The sequence below is a fragment of the Saccharothrix sp. DSM 118769 genome (assembly GCF_052936295.1).
This window is the reverse complement of record NZ_CP193627.1, coordinates 3,683,267-3,701,697: the sequence shown is the minus strand read 5'-3', so window position 1 is coordinate 3,701,697 and position 18,431 is coordinate 3,683,267. Positions and strand designations below refer to the sequence as shown.

The following is an 18,431-nucleotide window of genomic DNA, read 5'->3' as shown; positions in this document are numbered from 1 at the left end:
AGGTGGTGGTCGACCGCCTCAGCGGACGGGCGGGGTGGCGAAGACCAGGCCCTGGCTCTTCGCCGAGGGGAAGCCGTGGACGTCCCGGGTGACGATCTTGACGCGGTGCTGGCTGTCCGGGGCCAGGCCGGTGAGCGTGGCCCGCCGCTCGGTCACGAAGGCGACCTGCGCGCCGTCCAGGTGCACCTCGTAGCCCCACGTGTCGAACCACCACGGGCTCGCGTACCAGGTCAGGGTCGCGCTCGTGGGCGTCGTCGCCGTGAGCGCCAACTGGGACGGGCGCACGGGGCGCTCGATGATGATGTTCTCCGACCGCAGCGTGCCGACCACGTCGTCCTGCGCCGGGTCGTGCGCGCAGGTCGCGGTGACCGTGCCGAGGGCGGTGCCGTCGGGGCGCTCGGCACGCAGGGACAGGGTGAGGTCGTCGAGGTGGACGGCGTGGTCGCCGGCCCGGTAGAAGGACATCACGGGGAAACCGCCCGCGGCGCGCAGCACGTCGCCCGGCCCGGTGACGGTGGTGGGCGCGAAGGTCAGCGTCGCGCGGGAGGTCTGCGTCCCGCCCGGGACCGTGAAGGTGGCGCCCAGGGTGGCCGTGCTGTCGCCGTCGACGCGCACGCGCGCCGCGCCCGCGACGCCGGCGGCGGACAGCTCGACGTCGGCGTCGAGGAACGCCGAGTCCACGTAGCCGATGGTGCCGGGGCGGTCGAACACCTCGTCGGGCAGGCCGATCGTGACGCGGGCGCGCACCGGCACGTCCGGCCCGAGCGACGTGGCGCACGTGTAGTCCAGGTCCAGTGCCGCGGGTGACGCGGTCGCCGCTCCCCCGGCCCCGACCAGCGCGCCGGAGTCGAGCAGCCCCAGGGCGAGTAAGCGGACCAGGGCTCTGGTGGTCTTCCGGTTCTGCCGCAAGGACTTCTCCCCTTCGTCGGGCCGACGTCGACGATATCGGCACGGGCCGCCGCGCCGCGACGTCCTGATGCCGCAAGGGCTGGGCCGCCGGCGGCAGCACGACGTGGGCCTGGGGAAGGGCCGGACGGCCCGCGGGCGTGGCCGGCCGGCCCGGTGGTCAGCCGGCCAGCACGGCCCAGCCGTGGGGCGGGAGCGCGACCTCGTCCCGGCCCGCGTCGGCCGCCCCGGCGAGCACGTCGCGCACCCCCGGCGCCGGGACCCGGGACGGGGTGTCGGCCAGGTTCAGCGCGACGAGGAGCCGTTCGCCGCCGCCGGCCACGGCGTAGACGAGCTGCTCGTTGGCGACGTGCACCTGCTCCGGGGCCGCGGCGTGCAGCCAGCGGTGCCTGCGGCGCAGGCCGATCAGCTCCTGGTGCAGGTGGAAGGTCGGCAGCCCCAGCGGGGACAGCTGCGACGGGTCCGGCGGGAAGGGCTGGCGGACGGCGTCGTCGCCGCCGACCCGGTCCGCCTTGACGCCGCGGAACGCGTGCTCGTCACCCGCCCAGACCGCCGGCGTGCCGCCCAGCGTGAACAGCACGACGAGGGCGTGCGGGAGGTGGCGCTGGTCGGAGAGCCTGCTGGCGATCCGGGTCACGTCGTGGTTGCCGACGAACGTCCAGGGCACGAACGACTCCAGGAACACCGCGTGCCGCTTCAACGACCACGCCAGCTCGAAGAGGTTGCGCTCCTCGATGCCGTGCCAGACGGCCTGCCACAGCTCGTACTGGGTGACCGCGTCCAGCCCGCCCTCGGCCACGGTGCGCGCGTAGTCGCCGTGGATGACCTCGCCGACGAAGTAGGCGTCGGGGTGGGCGGCGCGCACGGCGGGCAGCACCCGGGCCCAGAAGCCGGGCGGCACGGCGTAGGCGGCGTCGAGGCGCCACCCGTCCACGCCGCGGTCGAGCCAGTGGAGCATCACCCGGGTCACCAGGTCGGCGACGGCGTCGCTGGAGTGGTCCAGCTCGACGAGGATGTCGTGGCCCTCGAAGACGTCGGCGGACGGTTCGGCGCCGGGCGTCCAGCGCTCGGGCCAGTGCAGCCGGAACCAGTCCGCCGTGGGGGCGTCCGGTCCCTGCGCGGCGAGCGCCCGGAACGCGGGGTGCTGCCGGCCGACGTGGTTGAAGACGCCGTCGAGCAGCACCCGGACGCCGCGCGAGCGCGCGGCGGCGACGAGGGCGTCGAAGTCCGCGTCGTCGCCGAGGCGCGGGTCGACCCGGAAGTGGTCGACGGTGTCGTAGCCGTGCGTGCTCGACGCGAAGACGGGGCCGAGGGCCAGGCCGTTGCAGCCCAGCTCCAGCAGGTGGTCCAGCCAGCGCTCCAGCCGGGGCAGCCGGTGGTGGACCTCGTCGACCGCGGCGCGTTCGGCGTCCACGAAGCCCAGCGGGTACACCTGCCACCAGATCGCGTCGGCCACCCAACCGGGCACGGCTCCTCCTTCGCGTCGACACGGCACCCCGACCATCCTGCGGCCTCCGGCGGACCGCCGCCTTCCCGCGCCGGGTGATCTTCGTCCTGTCCCCGCCGCGTGCGGTGGCGGCGTCAGTTGACCGAGCCGAGCCGGTCGATCTCCTCGTCGATGCGCCGGGCCATCGCGACGTCCGCCGCGGTGACCGCGCCGACGGCGTTGGTGAACAGGGTGAACGTGACGACGTTTCCCTGGCGGCCGGTGCCGACGTGCCTGCCCCGGTCGCTCGCCAGGAGCTTGATCCGCTTGCACAGCGCGGGGATGTGGTCGGTGGGCAGCTCGACGGCCCGGCGCAGGCGGCGGCGGTCGCCCTGCCACGCGGGCAGGCCGCGCAGGGCCGCGGTCACCTCGTCGGCGGACAGCACCGCCGGCGGGGCGGCCTCGGGCTCGCCGGGCACGTCCGGACCGCCGCTCCCCGGCGCGGTGACCGGGTTCGCGCGGCCCGCGCCGGGCAGGTCCGGGTGACCGGGCTCCGGCGTGCCGGGCGGGGCAGGCGATCCGCCCGGTGCACCTGGTCCGCCCGGTGCGCCCGGTGCGGCGAACAGCTCGTCGAAGTCCTCCGGCAGGCGGTCGCGCAGCAGCGCCGCCGCGTCCGGCACGGCGGCGGACAGCGCGGCCAGCACCGCCCGGGTCAGGTACCGGCCCCGTTCGGCCGTCCCGCCGACGCGGCGGCCCACCTCGGCGGCGGCGGAGGCCGGGTCCGGCACGACGGTCGGCGCGGCTTCCGCGGCGGCCCCCGCGACGACGGCCGGCAGGGACCTGGCCAGCCGGTCGCGCTCGTCGTCGGACAGGCAGTGCGACAGCGTGCCGATCGTGGCCGTGATCGCGGCCCGCGCCTCCTCCGGGTCGGACAGCGCGGCCCTGGTGCGCACGCCCGCCACGAGGTCCTCGTAGCGGTTCACGACCCGGCCCCCCGCGGCGCGCGCAGGGTGTCCTCGGTGGTCGTCGCGTTCATGGGAACCTCCCGGGACTCTCGTCGTGCCGGCTGTCGTCGTGCCGGCTGTCGTCGCACGTGGCCTCGTCGCGTCCGGCTACCCGGCGGGGTACCGCGAAAACGGCGGCTCCCCCTTCGGGTGACCCCCGCCCCGACCTGGCGCGACGCTTGGCGGACCACCGCCCGGGTACCTGGTGACCATGGACGTGGAACGGTGCCACGAGCGGGTGGGAGCGGGGCTGGCGGCGGTGCGCGGGCGGGTGCGGGAGGTGGCCCTGGCGCTGCACCGGGACCCGGAGACCGCGTTCGCCGAGCACCGGGCGGCCGACCGGTTGACCGCCGAGCTGGCGGCGGACGGGTTCGAGGTGGACCGGGGCGTGGCCGGGATGGGCACCGCGTTCGTCGCCCGCGCGGGCACCGGCGACGGGCCGCGCGTGGCGCTGCTGCTGGAGTACGACGCGCTGCCCGGCCTGGGGCACGCCTGCGGGCACAACCTGATCGCCGCCGCCGGCCTGGGCGCGGCGCTGGCCGTGCGCCGGGTGCTGGACGACCTGCCCGGCACGCTGCTGGCCGTCGGCACCCCGGCCGAGGAGGGCGGCGGCGGCAAGGTCCTGGAGGTCGAGGCGGGCGTGTTCGACAGCGTGGACGCGGCGCTGATGTTCCACCCCGGCGCGCACGGCTGGACGTGGGCCCCGCTGACCGCGCAGCTCGAACTGCGGGTCACCCTGCACGGGCGGGCCGCGCACCCCACCGGCAACCCGACCGAGGGCGTGGACGCGCTGGCCGCCCTGATCCAGGTCTTCACCACGCTGGGCGCGCTGCGGCCCCGGCTGCCCACCGGCGCGCACGTGCAGGGCATCATCACGCGCGGCGGCGAGGCCACCAACATCGTGCCGGACCTGGCGGAGGCCCGGTTCGGCCTGCGCGCGCTGACCACCGACGGGCTGGAGGTGCTGGCCGGGCAGGTGGCGGAACTGGTGCGGGGCACCGCGCTGGCCACCGGCACCCGGGCCGAGGTCGAGCGGGTGCGCGCGCCGTACGCCCACTTCAAGGACAACCCGGTGCTGTCGGGGCTGTTCGCGCGGCACCTGGCCGAGGCGGGCACGACCCTCACCGAGCCGACGCCCGGCGTGTTCCTCGGTTCCTCGGACATCGGCAACGTCAGCGCCGTCGTGCCCGCCATCCACCCGTTCGTGGCGATCGTGGACCCGGACACGTCGGACCACACGCCGGAGTTCGCCGAGGCCGCCGCGAGCGAGCACGGCCTGGACGTGATGCTGGCCGCCGCCGGGGCACTCGCGCACACCGCCGTCGACCTGCTCGGCCGGCCCGACGTGGTGGCCGAGGCGTGGGAGGCGTTCCGCCGGGCGTGACGCGGCGCGGTCGGGCGGGTCGCCGCCCCACCGGGGGGCGGCGACGAACCCGGGCGGTCAGCGGTCCCCGGGCGGGCTCACCGCGCCTTCCCGCGCCGACTCGCCCGGCAGGCCCTCGTCCCCGTCGACGCGGTGGCGGCGGCCCGAGTGCGGGTGGCCGCTGCTGGTCGCCGGGTCGTCGGCGTCCGCGTCGGGGTCCGGGTCGCCCAGGTCGGGGCTGCCCGGGTGGCGGTCGGCGTCGCCGCCCGGCGGCACCGGCATCCGGACGTGGCGGGTGCCCCCGGTGCCCTCGTCGGTGGTCATGGGGTCCTCCTGGTCGGTCATGCGGTTCTCCTCGTCGTCGGTCGATCCGGCAGGGCTCGATCCGGTCAGGGTTCAGGTCCGGGCAGGGCTCGATCCGGTCAGGCGGGTGGTCACCGGCCGCGCGGCAGCGGGCCGACGTCCGACCGGCGGCCGGGTCGGAGCGCGGCGTGCCGCTGCCCCGGTCCCGGCCCGCGGCGCGCGGCCAGCGCGTCGGCGACCAGGCCGGTGACGACGGCGTAGACCGACTTGTGCAGCAGGTCCACCGCCAGTTCGCGGCGCGGCCAGGTCTGCGGCGGCGCGCCGACGCCGGTGGCGTTCTCCAGGAGCTGGTCGTTGCTCAGCCGCACGGCGGCGAACAGCGCCGAGGCCACCGGACCGCGCATCCCCGCGTTCGCCATCAGCGACCGCACCACGCCGACCAGCGCGCCCTGCCCGAAGTGCATGGTCAGGTTGACCGCGCGCGACCGCCCGCCGGGCGGTTCGCGCAGCCCCAGCAGCCGTTCCAGGACCCGGGCGGGCACGTGCGAGTCGGGCCGCCCGGTGATCCGCTGCTCCAGCTTCTCACCGACCGTCATCACGGCCGTGCCGACCGCGCCCGCCACCAGCCCCTCCCGCACCGCGTGCTTGACCACGCCCACCGCTCCACCTCCGCCTGTCGTCGTCGTGGTGGTCTACCCCGCGCCGCGCCGACTAGTCGGGGTCGATCGGGCACACCGGCCGGGTCCACTCGGGACGGTGTTCCACCTGCCGCGTTTCGCCTGCCGCGTGGCGGGAATGTCGACAGTCCGGCCCGTCGAACCCCGGAGGCCGCCGTGGATGTGCCGCAGTCGCCGCCGACGCTGGGCGTCGAGGAGGAGTTCCTGCTGGTCGACGCCCGCACCGGGGAGCCGGCCCCGCTGGGCGCGGAGGTCGTGGCCGCGACCCGGCGGCGGTTCGGGGTGGACCTCGACGTGGAGCTGGCCCGCGCGCAGGTGGAGGCCAAGACGGCGGTGTGCCGCAGCCTGGCCGACGTGGGCAGGCAGCTGCGCGGGCTGCGTCTGGTGGCCGCCGAGGCGGCCCGGGACCTGGGGTGCCGGCTGCTGGCCACCGGTGTGCCGCCGGTGGGCGGTCCGGAGGTGCGTACCTCCGGCGGCGACCGCTACCGGCACCTCGTCGAGGACTACCGGCTGATGGCGCGCGAGCAGTCGATCTGCGGCTGCCACGTGCACGTCGCCGTCCCGGACCGGGAGACCGCCGTGCAGGTGTGCAACCACCTGCGGCCGTGGCTGCCGGTGCTCGGGACGGTCACCGCGAACTCGCCGTTCGCGGGCGGGCGCGACACCGGGTACGAGAGCTGGCGCACGGTCGTCTGGTCGCGCTGGCCCGCGGCCGGTCCGCCGCCCTACTTCGAGTCGGCGGAGCACTACGGGGCCACCTGCGACCTGCTGGTGGACTCGGGGGCCGCGTACGACCGGCGGATGGTCTACTGGGACGTCCGCCCGTCCGCGCACCTGCCGACGGTGGAGGTCCGGGTGGCCGACGTCGCCGCCACCGCCGACGAGGCGGTGCTGCTGGCCGGCCTGGTGCGGGGGCTCGTCACGGCGGCGCTGGCCGACGTCGCCCGCGGTCTCGCGGCCCCGCGCGTGCCGACCGAGCTGCTGCGCGTCGCCTCCTGGCGGGCCGCCCGGGACGGGGTCGCGGGCCTGTGCCTGGACGTGCCGTCCGAGCGCCTGGTCCCCGCGCGCCTGGTGCTGGACCGCCTCGTGCACCGCGTGCGCGACCACCTCGACGCCGACGACCTCGCCGTGGTGCGCGACGGGCTCGCCGAGCTGGACCGGCACGGCGGCGGCGCGGCCAGGCAGCGCAGCGCGCACGCCCGCGCGGGCCGGTTGTCCGACGTGCTGGACCAGGTGGCGGCCGACACGGTGGCGGGTGCGGAGACGTGGGCGGTGGCCGGTCAGGCGGGTTTGTCCAGCACCAGGGCCGAGTAGCGGCACGCGGCGGCGAACGGCACGTGCGCGCGCACGTGCCCGGTCACGCGCCGCCAGTCCTCGTCGGTCAGCTCGCGCAGCCCCGGCCAGCGCAGGCGGAGCGCCCGGCGACCGGCCGCGGTGGTGCCCAGGCGCAGCGCGGGGCCGACCAGGCGCAGCGGCAGGCCCAGGACGTGCGGCGTCCAGTCGTGCACCGCGCGGACGGTGAACCCGGCCTCCCGCGCCCGCACCCGGTAGCGCTCCAGCGGCTCGACCTCGGCGAACGACCAGGCGGTGCGGACCACGCGGTGCGGGTCGACCTCGGCGATCGTGCCGGGGTCCGGGCCGCGCCAGGTGAAGTCGACCAGCACCAGCCGCCCGCCCGGCCGCAGCACCCGGTGGGACTCGGCGAGGAACGCCCGCCGCCCCTCGGGGCCGAGGTGGAAGGCGGCCTCCAGGCAGTGGACGCGGTCGAACGAGGCGTCGGCCACCGGCAGGGCCGTCACGTCGGCCACCTCGAAGCGGGTGTTCCGGGCGTCGCCGAACCGCCGCCGCGCCTCCGCGACCTGTTCCGGTTGGACGTCCACGCCCAGCGCGTCGCAGCCCCGCCGCCCGAGCAGGGCGGTGGACAGGCCGCGCCCGCAGCACGCGTCGAGCACGCGGTGGCCGGGCCGGGCGTCCAGCAGGGACAGCGAGCGGCGCACCAGCCTGCGCTGGAACCACCCCAGCCCGCCGAGCAGCAGCGGCAGGGTCGGCGCGGTGTACCAGCCGACGTTGACCAGGTCGCCCCAGCCCACGTGCCGCAGGACGTGGAAGAGCGGGTTGTTGTCGTTGTAGGAGTCTGCGATGGGGCGGTCCTCGGGCACTGCGCACTTCCCTCCCGGTCACGGAACCTTAACGGCACCGGCGGGTTTCGGCAGGTCGGTGGCGGGTAGTCCGTGCCGGTCACCGTCGGAAGGGGCCGTTCGTGGAGCCAGGTCCGGTCCTGTACGCGGGAGCGGGGGTGGCGACGCTGGCGGCGGCGCTGCTGCCGAGGTTGTTGGCCCGCGCCCCGGTGTCGATGCCGATGGTGTTCCTCGCCGCGGGCGCGTTGGCGTTCGGCGTGATCGGGCCGCTGCCCGACCCCGACCCCGTCGCGCACGGCGCGGTCGCCACGCACCTCACCGAGCTGTGCGTGATCGTGTCGTTGATGGGCGCGGGCCTCGCGCTCAACCGGCCGGTGGGCCGGCGGCGGTGGGCGACGACGTGGCGGCTGCTGGGCATCACGATGCCGCTGTCGATGCTCGCGGTGGGCGTGCTGGGCTGGGCCGTGCTCGGGTTGGGCGTGGCGGCGTCGGTGCTGCTGGGCGCGGCGCTCGCGCCGACGGACCCGGTGCTGGCCGGCGAGGTCCAGGTCGGCGAACCCGCGGAGCACCCGGAGTCCGACGAGGACGAGGCGCGGTTCGCGCTGACCTCCGAGGCCGGGCTGAACGACGGCCTCGCGTTCCCGTTCACCTACGCGGCGGTGGCGATCAGCCTGGTCGGCGCCGCGCCCGGCGAGTGGCTGCCGCACTGGCTGGCGGTGGACGTGCTGTGGCGGCTGGCGGCGGGCGTGGGCATCGGCGCGCTCACCGGGTGGCTGCTGGGCAAGCTGTTCTTCGCCGCGCCGTCGGCGGACTTCCGGTTGGCCGAGCACGCCGAGGGGTTCGTGGCGCTGGCGGCGACGTTCCTGGCGTACGGGGTGACCGAGCTGGCCGAGGGCTACGGGTTCGTGGCGGTGTTCGTGTGCGCGTGCGCGATCCGGTCGGCCGAGCGCCGGTCGGACTACCACCACGTGCTGCACCAGTACGTCGAGCAGGTCGAGCGGATGCTGACCGTGGCGGTGGTGTTCCTGCTGGGCGGCGCGGTGGCGACCGGGCTGCTGGCGGGCACGACGTGGGCCGAGGTGCTGGTGGCGGCGGCGGCGTTGTTCGTGGTGCGCCCGGTGGCCGGGTTGCTCGGCCTGCTGGGCGGCGGCACGGGACCGCGCGAGCGGACCGTCATCGCGGTGTTCGGCGTGCGCGGGGTCGGTTCGCTGTTCTACATCGCCTACGCCGTGCAGGAGGGCGGGTTCGCCGAGGTGGACGCCCTGTGGCGGGTGGCGGCGCTGGTCGTGGTGGGGTCGGTCGTGGTGCACGGCGTGTCGGCGACGCCGGTGATGGCGACCCTGGACCGGGTCCGGGCGCGCACCGCGCGCAAGCGGCACGGCGATCCCGACAAGGCGCCCCGCACGCACGTGTGACGGGCCCAGCGGTCTTGTGACGGGTCCCGACCGGCCGCGCGACGGGGCGTTCCCGGCCGCCGCGCGACGGGTCTCAGCCGGCGCGACCGGTGGCCCGGAGCACGACCCGGACGGCCTCCTCGACCGACGTGGGCCGGACGACCAGGGCCGGTGTGACGACCGGACCCCACCCGGCCCCCGCGACGGCGACCACCGCGTCGAAGCGCTCGACCAGCTCGGCCAGCGGCACCCGGACCGCGACCTCCTCGTGGTGCGCCCAGACCACGACGGCGGCGGGCCGCAGCTTGTCCACCGCGTCCAGCAGCGCCACGGCGGGCACGCGCGCGCCGAGGTTGCGCCACGTCGAGCCCCGTTCGGACAGGGCCGCGCCCAGCGCCTCCAGCGGCAGCACGTGCTGCTCGTCGGGCCCGCACGCGAGCAGCGCCGCCAGCCTGTCCTGCCCGTCCGGGAACGGCACGCCGCGCAGGGCGTGCAGGATCGCGGCGCTGGCCAGGTGCTCGACCTCGACGCCCCGGCCGCGCACGGCGGCCCGGCGGCCCAGTTCGACCAGCACCGGCGTGAGGACGTGCTGCCAGGCGGCGACGACGCCGTGCTCGGCGATCAGGCCGACCGCCGCCTCCCGCATCAGCGGCTCGTCGAGCCGGTGGGCGGCGCGCAGGAAACCGCTCCGCGCGGACCGGGCCGACGCCGGGGCGATCCCGTCGCCCGCGTGCTCGACCGGTGGCGGGGGTTCGCTCGTCACGACCGCGGCCGCGGCGGCGGGCGCCAGGCCCCGGGCGATGTGCGCCACCACGCGGCGCAGGCGCTCGACGTCCTCGGGCGTGTAGCGGCGGTGGTTGCCGCCCGTGCGGGAGGACGGGCCGAGGCCGTAGCGGCGGTCCCAGGTGCGCAGCGTCGTCGGCGAGATGCCCAGCATCCGGGCCACCGCGCCCGGCGTCCACGCGGCGCCCGGCACCGCACCGCCCTGCCCCGCCATCAACCGCCCCGCCCTGCCATCACCCTCCGACCGAGGTACCCGCGCACGGGCGCGAACCGGACACCGGCACGACCCGCCCGGCGTCCTCAGTGGACGGGTCGGGGTCCGCGCGGGCCGGTCACGCCCGCTTGTGCCGGCCGGCGATGATGCCGCGCAGCTCGCTCTCGCCGAGACCGCCCCAGATGCCGTAGGTCTCCTCGACGGCCAGGGCGTGCTCGCGGCACTGCCGCATCACCGGGCACCGGTTGCACACCTCCTTGGCGCGCGCTTCGCGGGTCTCCCGCGCCTGGCCGCGCTCGTTCGGGGTGTGGAAGAACAGGGCGCTGTCCATGCCCCGGCACAGGCCCTTCAACTGCCAGTCCCAGGACTCGGAGACGGGTCGGGGTAGGCGCGACAACTCGGGCATGGCGACCACGTCCTTCCGGGGTTCATCGTGACGTGGTCCAGGCTAATTTCGATTCAAAATCGGTGCAACTCGACGCGCAGGGAACGTACTTCACCCGATCGGGTGGTTCCGCGTCGGTCAGCGGGCCACCGGGCGCAGGTGGTCGGCCAGTCGGGCGATGTCGGCCGGGCCCGTGCGGCAGCAGCCGCCGACCAGGCGGGCCCCGGCGTCGACCCACTCCCGCGCCAGGCCGGCCCCGGCGGCGGGGTCGCCGGTCCACGCCCGCGCCCGCGCGTCCCAGCGCTCCCCGCTGTTCGGGTAGGCCACGGCGGGCAGGCCGGCGGCGACCGCCCGGTCCACCGCGGCCGCCACGTCGCGCGGGTCGCAGCAGTTCACGCCCACCGCGACGACCTCGGGCACGCTCGCCGCGTCGGCGAACACGGCGTCCAGCGGCTGACCGGCGCAGGTGGACGTGCCGCGCGCGCTGCACGACAGCCACACCGGCACGCCCGACCCCGCCACGACCTCCAGGAGCGCCTCGACCTCCTGCCGGTCCGGGATCGTCTCCACGGCCAGCACGTCGGCCCCGGCGTCGACCAGCACCTCGACGCGCGGGCGGTGGAACGCGACCAGCTCGCGCGTGGTCAGCCCGTAGCGGCCCCGGTACTCCGAGCCGTCGGCGAGCACCGCGCCGTACGGGCCGACCGAGGCCGCGACCCACCGGGGCCCGTCGACCTCGGCCACCGCCTCGCGCGCCAGCCGCACGCTGCGCCGCAGCAGCCCGGCGGTCTCGGCCCGCCCCAGGCCGCGCCGGGCGAAGCCCTCGAAGGACACCTGGTAGCTCGCGGTGATGACGACCCGCGCGCCGGCGTCGAGGTAGGCGGCGTGCGCGGCGCGGACCGCGTCCGGGTCGCCGATGAGCAGCCCGGCGGTCCACAGCTCGTCGGACAGGTCGTGCCCGGCCGCCTCCAGGGCGGTCGACAGCCCGCCGTCGAGCACCACCACGCCGTCCGCCATCGCCTCGGTCAGCCGCACGGGCACCCCTTCCCCACCGGTGCGCCGCGGCGCCGTGCGGTCATCCTGGCAGTCAGAACTCGTCGTCCTCGGGCAGGGGCACCACCCGGTGCTGGTCGGCCACGTCGGCCGGGTCGGCCTCCAGATCGGTCGCGGTGGCCGGGTCGGGGCGCTCGGGGCGCCCCACGGACGCCTCCTCGTCGTCGGCGACCTCGGTCTCGGCGTACGGGTCGACCGGGCGTTCCTGGTCCACCACGTCGTTCCACGCCTGCTCCTGGCTCATGGTCACGATCCTCCGCAGCTGGGTCGGGCGTGCAGTCGCACGGCAAGGGGGTGGGAAGGGAAGGCCGCCTTCAAACCCGGCGGGCCCCACCGATGACCGGGTGTGCGGCACCCCACGACCCGGTGACCTGATCGGGGCGGGCGGTCCGGTACGGCTGTTTGCCGGGGGGTCGGCCGGGTAGTCGTCGGGCATGAGCCACGAACTCCCCATCCCGGACTACGACCAGCTGTCCCTGGGCGACCTGCGGCACCGCGTGCGCTCGCTCTCGCGCGACGAACTGGCCGACGTGCTGGAGCACGAACGCGCGCACGCCGACCGGACGCCCGTGACGGAGGTGCTCACCGCGCGGTTGGCCGAGCTGGACGACGGCGCGCAACCGTCCGGCGGCGACCAGCGCAACGCCCCCGGCGCCTCGTCCACGCCGCGCACGCAGCCCGTGTCGCCCGCCCACTCCCCCGACGACAACACGCCGCTGCGCCACGGGGTCGCCGGGCAGACGCCGTCGCGGGGACGTCCCTGACCGGGTTTCACCGGCCCGATCGGGGCAACTCCTCGGCCATGTCGCTCTCAGCCACCTTCCGCCGGACGCAGACCGAGTACGCCGCGGGCCAGGACCGGCCGCTCAAGGGCTACCTGGCCGCGATGGGCACCTTCGCCGGCGCCGTCGGGCTCGCCACCGCGGTGGGCCGCCGCCTGGGCGTGCGCCTGCCCGCGGGGTACTCGCTCGGTGACGTGGCGCTGGTGTCGGTGGCGACCTACAAGGCCAGCCGGCTCGCCACCAAGGCCGCGGTGACCAGCGCGCTGCGCGCCCCGTTCACCCGTTTCGAGGAACCCGCGGGCAACGCCGAGGTGACCGAGTCCGTGCGCGGGGACGGCGTCCGCCACGCGGTGGGCGAACTGGTGACGTGCCCGTTCTGCTCGGGCGTCTGGATCGCCGGCGTGCTGGTCGGCGGCCTGGTGTTCGCGCCCAGGGCGACCCGGTTGGCGGCCACCGCGCTGACCGCGATCGCGGGGGCGGACGTGCTGCACCTGGCCGTGCACCGCCTGGACGCCCAGGAGCACTGAGCAGGACCGCTGAACACCCCCGTGACGCGACAGGGCCGCGGTGGCGCACTGCCCACCGCGGCCCGCCGAACGCCTGCGCGCGCTAGAAGAGCACGATGAGCACGACGACCAGCAGGACCACGACCGCGGCGACGGCGATGACCACGACGGGAAGCCCGGCGGGCTTGCGGTAGTGGCGGCGGACGGTCGTGGTGCGGAACCAGCTGTTCGGGGCACGTCGGCGGTGCCGTTCGACCCAGGGCATGTCAGCTCCCGTTCTCTGCTGTCCGTGCGCGCTGCGTGCGCTGTTGCCGGGGACATACCCAATCGGGGCTACCGTCACACATCCGGGTGAAAACGCGACATAGTCCTCTGTGGACAGCCGTGCCCCGCCGGGCGCTCCCCCGGCACGGCTACTCGATCGAGAACACCACGGCCGCCAGCCAGGTCAGCAGGAACAGCATCACCCAGAACGTCGGGCGCGCGAGGGGCGCGGGGCGGCTCGGGGCGTCGTAGAGCCAGCGGAAGCGCTTGAACAGGCGGTAGAGCACCGCGCACGCGCCCAGCACCCCGGCCAGCACCAGCGGGTAGCCGTAGGTCCAGCGCAGCTCGGGCATCCGGTCGAAGTTCATGCCGTACGCCCCGAACACCATCGTCGGCACGGCGATGATCGCGGCCCACGCGGAGATCTTGCGCATGTCGTTGTTCTGCCGCAGCGACACCTTCGCCAGGGTCGCGTCGACCAGCGTGGTCAGCAGCTCCTCGAACCCGGTGACCCGCTCGGCGACGCGCGCGTGGTGGTCCTCGACGTCGCGGAAGTAGGAGCGCTCCGACTCGGGCACGAACGGCGCGCACGTCCCGTCGCTGAGCGCCCGCAGGGGTCCGACCAGCGGCATGACGGCGCGCCGCAGCTCCAGCAGCTCCCGCTTGACCAGGTAGACCTGCTCGACGCCGAGCGCGTCGCGGGGCGCGAACACGAGGGTCTCCAGCAGGTCCAGGTCGCCCTGGAACGCCTCGACGACCTCCAGGTAGCCGTCCACGACCCGGTCCGCGACGGCGTGCAGGACGGCCGCCGGGCCGACCAGGCGCTCCGGTTCCCGCTCCAGCTGCTCGCGCACGTCGTGCAGGCCGGAGTGGCGGCCGTGGCGGACGGTGACGACGTAGTCCCGGCCGAGGAAGACCATGATCTCGCCGGACTCGACGATCTCGTTGGCCGTGCTCGGCGACTCGTGCTCGACGTACCGGACCGTCTTGAGGACCACGAACAGGTGCTCGGGGTAGCGCTCCAGCTTGGGGCGCTGGTGGGCGTGCACGGCGTCCTCGACGGCCAGCTCGTGCAGGCCGAGGGCGTCGGCCACGTCGCGGATGTCGTCGTCACCGGGTTCGAACAGCCCGATCCAGGCGAACCCGCCGGCCCGGGCGCGGACCTCGGCGACGGCGGCGGCGGGGGTCGGGTGCCCGGGCTGCCGGGCACCGTCGACGTAGACCCCGCAGGCCACCACGGGGTTGCGCGGCGGTGCGGTCATGCGCCCGATCTTGCCGCACCGGGCGGACGGGCCGCGGGCCAGGCCCGCAGCGCCACGGCGGCGGTGCGGCGAAGCTCGTCGGCGGCCTCACCGCCGGCGGCCCGCACGGCGATGCCGTCGGTGAGCGTGACGAGGAACCGGGCGAGGTCGGCGGGGTCCTCGTCGGCGGGCAGGTCCCCCTCCCGGCGCGCGGCCTCCAACCGGACGCGCAGGGCGAGTTCGGCGGCCGAGCGGTGGCGTTCGGCGAGCGCCCGGGCGGCGTCGTCGTGGGCCTGCGCGCACTTCACGGACAGGCAGCCGCGCGGCGTCCCCTCCCCCGCCGTCAGCGCGATCGCCGCCTCCACCAGGCTCGTGGCCACGGCGTGCGCGGTCGGTTCGGCGACCGCGCGCCCGGTCGCGGCGCCCGGTCCGTCGACGTACCGCTGGAGCACCCGGGCCAGGAGCAGCTCCTTCGAGCCGAACGCGGCGTACAGGCTGGGCTTGGCGATGCCCAGGGCGGCGGTCAGGTCGGCGACCGACGTGCCGTCGTAGCCGTTGCGCCAGAACAGCTCCAGCGCCCGGTCCAGGGCGGTGTCGAGGTCGAACCCGCGCGGGCGTCCACCGGGCACCGTCGACCACCTCCTCGTCGTCGGCTAGATTCTATACCAGTCGGTACACAACCAGGGGGGAACCATGAGGGTCGGGATCGTGGGCGCGAGCCCGGACGGCGGGTGGGCGGCCGGGTCGCACGTGCCCGCCGTGGGCGCGGCCGGGCTGCGGCTGACCGCCGTGGCGACGTCGAGGCCGGAGAGCGCGGCGCGGGCCGGTGCGGCGTTCGGCGTGGAGCACGCGTTCTCCGACGCGCGGGCGCTGGCCGAGCACCCGGAGGTCGACCTGGTCGTCGTCTCGGTGCGGGTGGACCGGCACGCCGAGGTGGTGCGGACCGCGCTGGCGGCGGGCAAGCACGTGCTGTCGGAGTGGCCGCTGGGGGTGGACGTCGACGAGGCCGCCGACCTGACCCGGGCCGCCGAGGACGCGGGGGTCGTGCACGCGGTGACCCTCCAGGGCTACCACGCGCCGTGGGCGGTCCACCTGGCCGACCTGCTCGCCGAGGGCCGCGTCGGGCGCGTCGAGTCGGTGCACGTCGTCGCGCCCGGCGATCCGTTCGGCGGGCCCGAGACCTGGCCGGACCTGGTGTGGAGCACCGACCCGGCGGCCGGCGGCACCCTGCTCACCATCATGGGCGGTCACACCCTGGGCACGCTCGACCGCCTGGTCGGCTCCCCCACCGAGGTGTCCGCTCTCGTGGTGAACCGGCACCCCGAGGTCGAGGTGCGCGGCACCGGCGAGCGGGTCGCCAACTCCTCCCCCGGCCAGGTCGCGCTGATCGGCCGCCTCGGCGGCGGCGCGGTCCTGTCGATCAGCCTGCCGGGCGGCTTCCTGCCGGGCCCCGACCGGTTCTCCGCCAGGGTCGTCGGCACCGCGGGCACCCTGGCGGTCGTCGGCGTCGACCAGGGCGCGTACGCCCACTGGACGGCGTGGGACGTCACGCTGCGCACCGCCGACGGCGATACCCGCCTCGCCCTGCCCGACCACCTGGGCGCGTCGGGGCGCGTCGAGCACATCGCCGCGCTCTACCGCGAGGTGGCCGCCGCGGTCGCCGAGGGCCGCCCGGCCACGCCGAGCTTCCACGACGCCCTGCGCCACCACCGGGTGCTCGACGCCGTGCAGCGCTCGTCGGACACCGGGACGCGCGTGGTGGTCGACCGGTAGCGGGCGGTCACCCCGACTCGGCCCTCCGGGCGGTTCGGCGCCGCAGCGCCCGCAGGCCGCGGTCGAGCTGGGCGAGCACCGCGGCCGGCGTGGTCAGGTCCAGGGGCAGCCCGGCGACCCACGCGCGGGCCTCGGCGGCGCGGGCCGGGTCCACCGCCACGACCGCCCGGTAGAACCCGGCGAAGGTCGGCGTGGGGTTGGTGGGGCCGGCGACGAAGGCGTGCAGCTCCACGCCCGGCGGGGGCGGCGGCAGGTCGACGTCGTTGCGGACGGGCAGCTCGACCGCGACCCGCCGGACCTCCGGTTCGGGCAGCGGACGGCCCAGGACCGCGTCCACGTGGGTGGCGTGCGGGTCCGTGCCGGTGCTGAGCCAGCTCATGTTCGACAGGCCGCCGAATCGGGCGTTCAGCTCGAACACGACCAGCCCGCCGTCGTCGGCCACGGCGAGGTCCAGCTGCCAGGGGCCGTGCGGGCGGTACGCCTTGACGACGTCGGCGACGAGACCGGCGAGCGCGTCGGCCGCGGCGGGCGGCAGGGTGGCCGGTTCCACCCGGACCCGGCCGCCCGGCGCGCAGGCGCTGTCCAGGGTGCCCAGGGACGCGACCGGCCACGTCGTCGTGCCGCCCGGCGTGGTGAGCAGCTCGACCGCGAACTCCTCACCGGTCACGGCTCGCTGCACGAGCACCGGGTAGACCAGTTCGGCGGACAACCGCCGCAGGTGGTCGCGGTCGGTGACGAAGTACCTGCCCGCGTACGACTCGCTGCGCGCCTCCTTCACCACGGCCGGCAGCGCGACCGGCGCGGCGAGGAGCTCGGCCGGCGTGCCGCACACCGCGCCGTGCGGCACGGGCCAGCCGCGCTCCACCGCGGTGCGGTGGAAGGCGACCTTGTCGGTGGCCAGGTCGGCGAACGCGGGCGGGTGCACCGGGAGGCGCGGGCCGCCGAGCCGCGCGTAGACCGGCAGGTGCTGCTCCTGGCCCGGCGACCGGACGTTCGGCACGGCCAGGTCGGGCGCCCAGTGGCGCAGCAGGTCGGCCACGGCCTCGTCGGTCGGCTCGACGGGTAGGTGGCCGACGGGCACGTCGTCGCCGAACCACGGGCCGAGGTCCGGTCCACCCAGGACCACGACCTCCGCACCGGCGGCGCGCAACGGCGCCACCAACCTCTCCGCGCGGTACTCGCCCAGCAGCACGACCTTCATGCGCGCCACGGTAACCGAGGTGGGCGCACGCAGAAGTGCGGCGCCCCGTGACGGGGCGCCGCACTTCGGTGTCCGATCGGGACGGTCAGTGGTGAGCGCGGCGGTGGCCGCGGCTCGTGACCACGTGGTAGATGCCCAGGACGATCAGCGCGCCCAGGATCGCCAGCAGCCAGGTGCTCAGGTCGAAGAAGCTGCCGAGCCCGGTACCGAAGATCGCCTGGCCGACGAACCCGCCGATGATGGCCCCCACCACGCCGATGACCATCGTGATGACGATGCCGCCCGGGTCACGACCCGGCATGACCGCCTTGGCGATGGCCCCCGCGATGAGACCCAGCACGATCCAGCCCAGAATGCCCATGGAAACCTCTTCCTTCCCTTCCGCCGGCCGGCGCGTCGCCGCCGGCTCCAGTCGAGGGGTGGATGCCCGATCTTGATCGCGGCCACACCTGTCACGCGCTGTGAACGTTCCGGGTTCACGATTCGGCGACGACGCGTTTGCCGGGACGGCGTGACCGATTCGCCCGATCAGCCCGCGATCGGCCGTCCGGTCCTCTGTGGAGCGCCGTTCGGAGGGGTTGTTCCCCGGCTGGGGCAAGGTATTCGGGGTTCGACCGGCGGAGGGGTCGTGGTGGCGGCCGGGAGCCGCTTTGTAGGGTTGCGGCCACCGGACCAGGAGAGGACCCGCATGACCATCGAGGTGCACGACGTGCCCGACGAGAAGCACTTCGCCGCCGTGGTGGACGGGGTGGTCGCCGGGAAGGCGGTCTACATCCGCACGCCCGAGCTGATCGTGTTCACGCACACGGAGGTGGACCCCGCGTTCGAGGGGCGCGGCGTGGGCAGCGCGCTGGCGCGGGCGGGGCTGGACCAGGCCCGGGCGTGGGAGCTGCGGGTGCTCCCGCTGTGCCCGTTCATCTCGGGGTGGATCCAGCGGCACCGGGAGTACGCGGACGTCGTCTACAGCGCGCCGCGGACCACCGCCGTCGACTGACGAGGGGGTGCGCCGCGCCCCTCG

General features: G+C 76.0%; 22 protein-coding genes. 7 read left to right on the top strand and 15 right to left on the bottom strand.

Annotated features, from left to right (window positions below):
• Positions 1-18: 18 nt before the first annotated feature.
• The 3 genes from ACRAKJ_RS16165 to ACRAKJ_RS16155 all read right to left on the bottom strand — a co-directional run bounded on the left by ACRAKJ_RS16165 (position 19) and on the right by ACRAKJ_RS16155 (position 3,315).
• Entirely contained in the window at positions 19-909 is an 891-nt protein-coding gene (locus ACRAKJ_RS16165) for a DUF6801 domain-containing protein (RefSeq protein ID WP_438926007.1), read from the bottom strand.
• Positions 910-1,066: 157 nt separating this feature from the next.
• Positions 1,067-2,374, bottom strand: coding sequence for an alpha-amylase family glycosyl hydrolase (locus ACRAKJ_RS16160; RefSeq protein ID WP_438926006.1), 1,308 nt, complete (start codon positions 2,372-2,374; stop codon positions 1,067-1,069).
• Between the two features lie 113 nt (positions 2,375-2,487).
• A complete protein-coding gene (locus tag ACRAKJ_RS16155; protein ID WP_438926005.1) occupies positions 2,488-3,315 on the bottom strand; it encodes a DUF2267 domain-containing protein in 828 nt (275 codons plus the stop codon).
• Between the two features lie 232 nt (positions 3,316-3,547).
• On the opposite strand from ACRAKJ_RS16155, the gene ACRAKJ_RS16150 reads away from it, so the two are divergent.
• Positions 3,548-4,720: an amidohydrolase gene (locus tag ACRAKJ_RS16150; RefSeq protein ID WP_447009022.1), complete on the top strand. Its 1,173-nt coding sequence runs from the start codon at positions 3,548-3,550 to the stop codon at positions 4,718-4,720.
• Between the two features lie 57 nt (positions 4,721-4,777).
• Here ACRAKJ_RS16150 and ACRAKJ_RS16145 read toward each other — a convergent pair whose 3' ends face one another.
• Entirely contained in the window at positions 4,778-5,044 is a 267-nt protein-coding gene (locus ACRAKJ_RS16145) for a hypothetical protein (protein WP_447009021.1), read from the bottom strand.
• Positions 5,045-5,133: 89 nt separating this feature from the next.
• A complete protein-coding gene (locus ACRAKJ_RS16140; protein WP_438926379.1) occupies positions 5,134-5,598 on the bottom strand; it encodes a hypothetical protein in 465 nt (154 codons plus the stop codon).
• A gap of 237 nt (positions 5,599-5,835) precedes the next feature.
• Between ACRAKJ_RS16140 and ACRAKJ_RS16135 the strand changes: the two genes are divergently transcribed.
• Positions 5,836-6,993, top strand: coding sequence for a glutamate--cysteine ligase (locus ACRAKJ_RS16135; protein ID WP_438926366.1), 1,158 nt, complete (start codon positions 5,836-5,838; stop codon positions 6,991-6,993).
• On the opposite strand, the gene ACRAKJ_RS16130 is transcribed toward ACRAKJ_RS16135, so the two are convergent.
• Positions 6,960-7,838 carry a methyltransferase domain-containing protein gene (locus tag ACRAKJ_RS16130; protein WP_438926367.1) on the bottom strand — a complete coding sequence of 293 codons (879 nt, stop codon included), beginning with the start codon at positions 7,836-7,838 and terminating at the stop codon, positions 6,960-6,962. The genes ACRAKJ_RS16135 and ACRAKJ_RS16130 overlap by 34 nt on opposite strands.
• Positions 7,839-7,939: 101 nt before the next feature.
• Here ACRAKJ_RS16130 and ACRAKJ_RS16125 point away from each other — a divergent pair, with 101 nt between their 5' ends.
• Positions 7,940-9,232 (top strand): cation:proton antiporter domain-containing protein, encoded by a 1,293-nt coding sequence (locus ACRAKJ_RS16125; RefSeq protein WP_438926368.1) that lies wholly within the window; start codon positions 7,940-7,942, stop codon positions 9,230-9,232.
• 73 nt (positions 9,233-9,305) lie between these two features.
• Here the strand turns inward: ACRAKJ_RS16125 and ACRAKJ_RS16120 are convergent, their stop codons facing one another.
• The 4 genes from ACRAKJ_RS16120 to ACRAKJ_RS16105 all read right to left on the bottom strand — a co-directional run bounded on the left by ACRAKJ_RS16120 (position 9,306) and on the right by ACRAKJ_RS16105 (position 11,890).
• Positions 9,306-10,208 carry a MerR family transcriptional regulator gene (locus ACRAKJ_RS16120; RefSeq protein WP_438926369.1) on the bottom strand — a complete coding sequence of 301 codons (903 nt, stop codon included), beginning with the start codon at positions 10,206-10,208 and terminating at the stop codon, positions 9,306-9,308.
• A 118-nt stretch (positions 10,209-10,326) separates the two neighbouring features.
• The gene (locus ACRAKJ_RS16115; RefSeq protein ID WP_438926370.1) at positions 10,327-10,614 is read right to left on the bottom strand and encodes a WhiB family transcriptional regulator; all 288 of its coding nucleotides are present in this window, start codon (positions 10,612-10,614) and stop codon (positions 10,327-10,329) included.
• Positions 10,615-10,731: 117 nt separating this feature from the next.
• On the bottom strand, positions 10,732-11,610 hold the full coding sequence (mmuM, locus tag ACRAKJ_RS16110; RefSeq protein ID WP_438926380.1) for a homocysteine S-methyltransferase: 879 nt from the start codon (positions 11,608-11,610) through the stop codon (positions 10,732-10,734).
• A gap of 70 nt (positions 11,611-11,680) precedes the next feature.
• Positions 11,681-11,890, bottom strand: coding sequence for a hypothetical protein (locus tag ACRAKJ_RS16105; protein ID WP_438926371.1), 210 nt, complete (start codon positions 11,888-11,890; stop codon positions 11,681-11,683).
• A 190-nt stretch (positions 11,891-12,080) separates the two neighbouring features.
• Here ACRAKJ_RS16105 and ACRAKJ_RS16100 point away from each other — a divergent pair, with 190 nt between their 5' ends.
• The gene (locus ACRAKJ_RS16100; RefSeq protein ID WP_438926372.1) at positions 12,081-12,410 is read left to right on the top strand and encodes a hypothetical protein; all 330 of its coding nucleotides are present in this window, start codon (positions 12,081-12,083) and stop codon (positions 12,408-12,410) included.
• 38 nt (positions 12,411-12,448) lie between these two features.
• A complete protein-coding gene (locus tag ACRAKJ_RS16095; protein WP_438926373.1) occupies positions 12,449-12,955 on the top strand; it encodes a DUF1360 domain-containing protein in 507 nt (168 codons plus the stop codon).
• 82 nt (positions 12,956-13,037) lie between these two features.
• On the opposite strand, the gene ACRAKJ_RS16090 is transcribed toward ACRAKJ_RS16095, so the two are convergent.
• The 3 genes from ACRAKJ_RS16090 to ACRAKJ_RS16080 form a co-directional block, all read right to left on the bottom strand.
• Positions 13,038-13,199, bottom strand: coding sequence for a hypothetical protein (locus ACRAKJ_RS16090; protein WP_438926374.1), 162 nt, complete (start codon positions 13,197-13,199; stop codon positions 13,038-13,040).
• 148 nt (positions 13,200-13,347) lie between these two features.
• Positions 13,348-14,460: a magnesium and cobalt transport protein CorA gene (locus ACRAKJ_RS16085; RefSeq protein ID WP_438926375.1), complete on the bottom strand. Its 1,113-nt coding sequence runs from the start codon at positions 14,458-14,460 to the stop codon at positions 13,348-13,350.
• On the bottom strand, positions 14,457-15,068 hold the full coding sequence (locus ACRAKJ_RS16080; RefSeq protein ID WP_438926376.1) for a TetR family transcriptional regulator: 612 nt from the start codon (positions 15,066-15,068) through the stop codon (positions 14,457-14,459). Before ACRAKJ_RS16080 ends, ACRAKJ_RS16085 begins: the two co-directional genes overlap by 4 nt.
• A 64-nt stretch (positions 15,069-15,132) precedes the next feature.
• On the opposite strand from ACRAKJ_RS16080, the gene ACRAKJ_RS16075 reads away from it, so the two are divergent.
• Positions 15,133-16,212 carry a Gfo/Idh/MocA family oxidoreductase gene (locus ACRAKJ_RS16075; protein ID WP_438926377.1) on the top strand — a complete coding sequence of 360 codons (1,080 nt, stop codon included), beginning with the start codon at positions 15,133-15,135 and terminating at the stop codon, positions 16,210-16,212.
• A gap of 7 nt (positions 16,213-16,219) precedes the next feature.
• Here the strand turns inward: ACRAKJ_RS16075 and ACRAKJ_RS16070 are convergent, their stop codons facing one another.
• Both ACRAKJ_RS16070 and ACRAKJ_RS16065 read right to left on the bottom strand, forming a co-directional pair.
• Positions 16,220-17,413 (bottom strand): hypothetical protein, encoded by a 1,194-nt coding sequence (locus ACRAKJ_RS16070; RefSeq protein ID WP_447009020.1) that lies wholly within the window; start codon positions 17,411-17,413, stop codon positions 16,220-16,222.
• Positions 17,414-17,498: 85 nt separating this feature from the next.
• Positions 17,499-17,774 carry a GlsB/YeaQ/YmgE family stress response membrane protein gene (locus ACRAKJ_RS16065; protein WP_447009019.1) on the bottom strand — a complete coding sequence of 92 codons (276 nt, stop codon included), beginning with the start codon at positions 17,772-17,774 and terminating at the stop codon, positions 17,499-17,501.
• 327 nt (positions 17,775-18,101) lie between these two features.
• Between ACRAKJ_RS16065 and ACRAKJ_RS16060 the strand changes: the two genes are divergently transcribed.
• Entirely contained in the window at positions 18,102-18,407 is a 306-nt protein-coding gene (locus ACRAKJ_RS16060) for a GNAT family N-acetyltransferase (RefSeq protein WP_447009018.1), read from the top strand.
• Positions 18,408-18,431 lie beyond the last annotated feature (24 nt).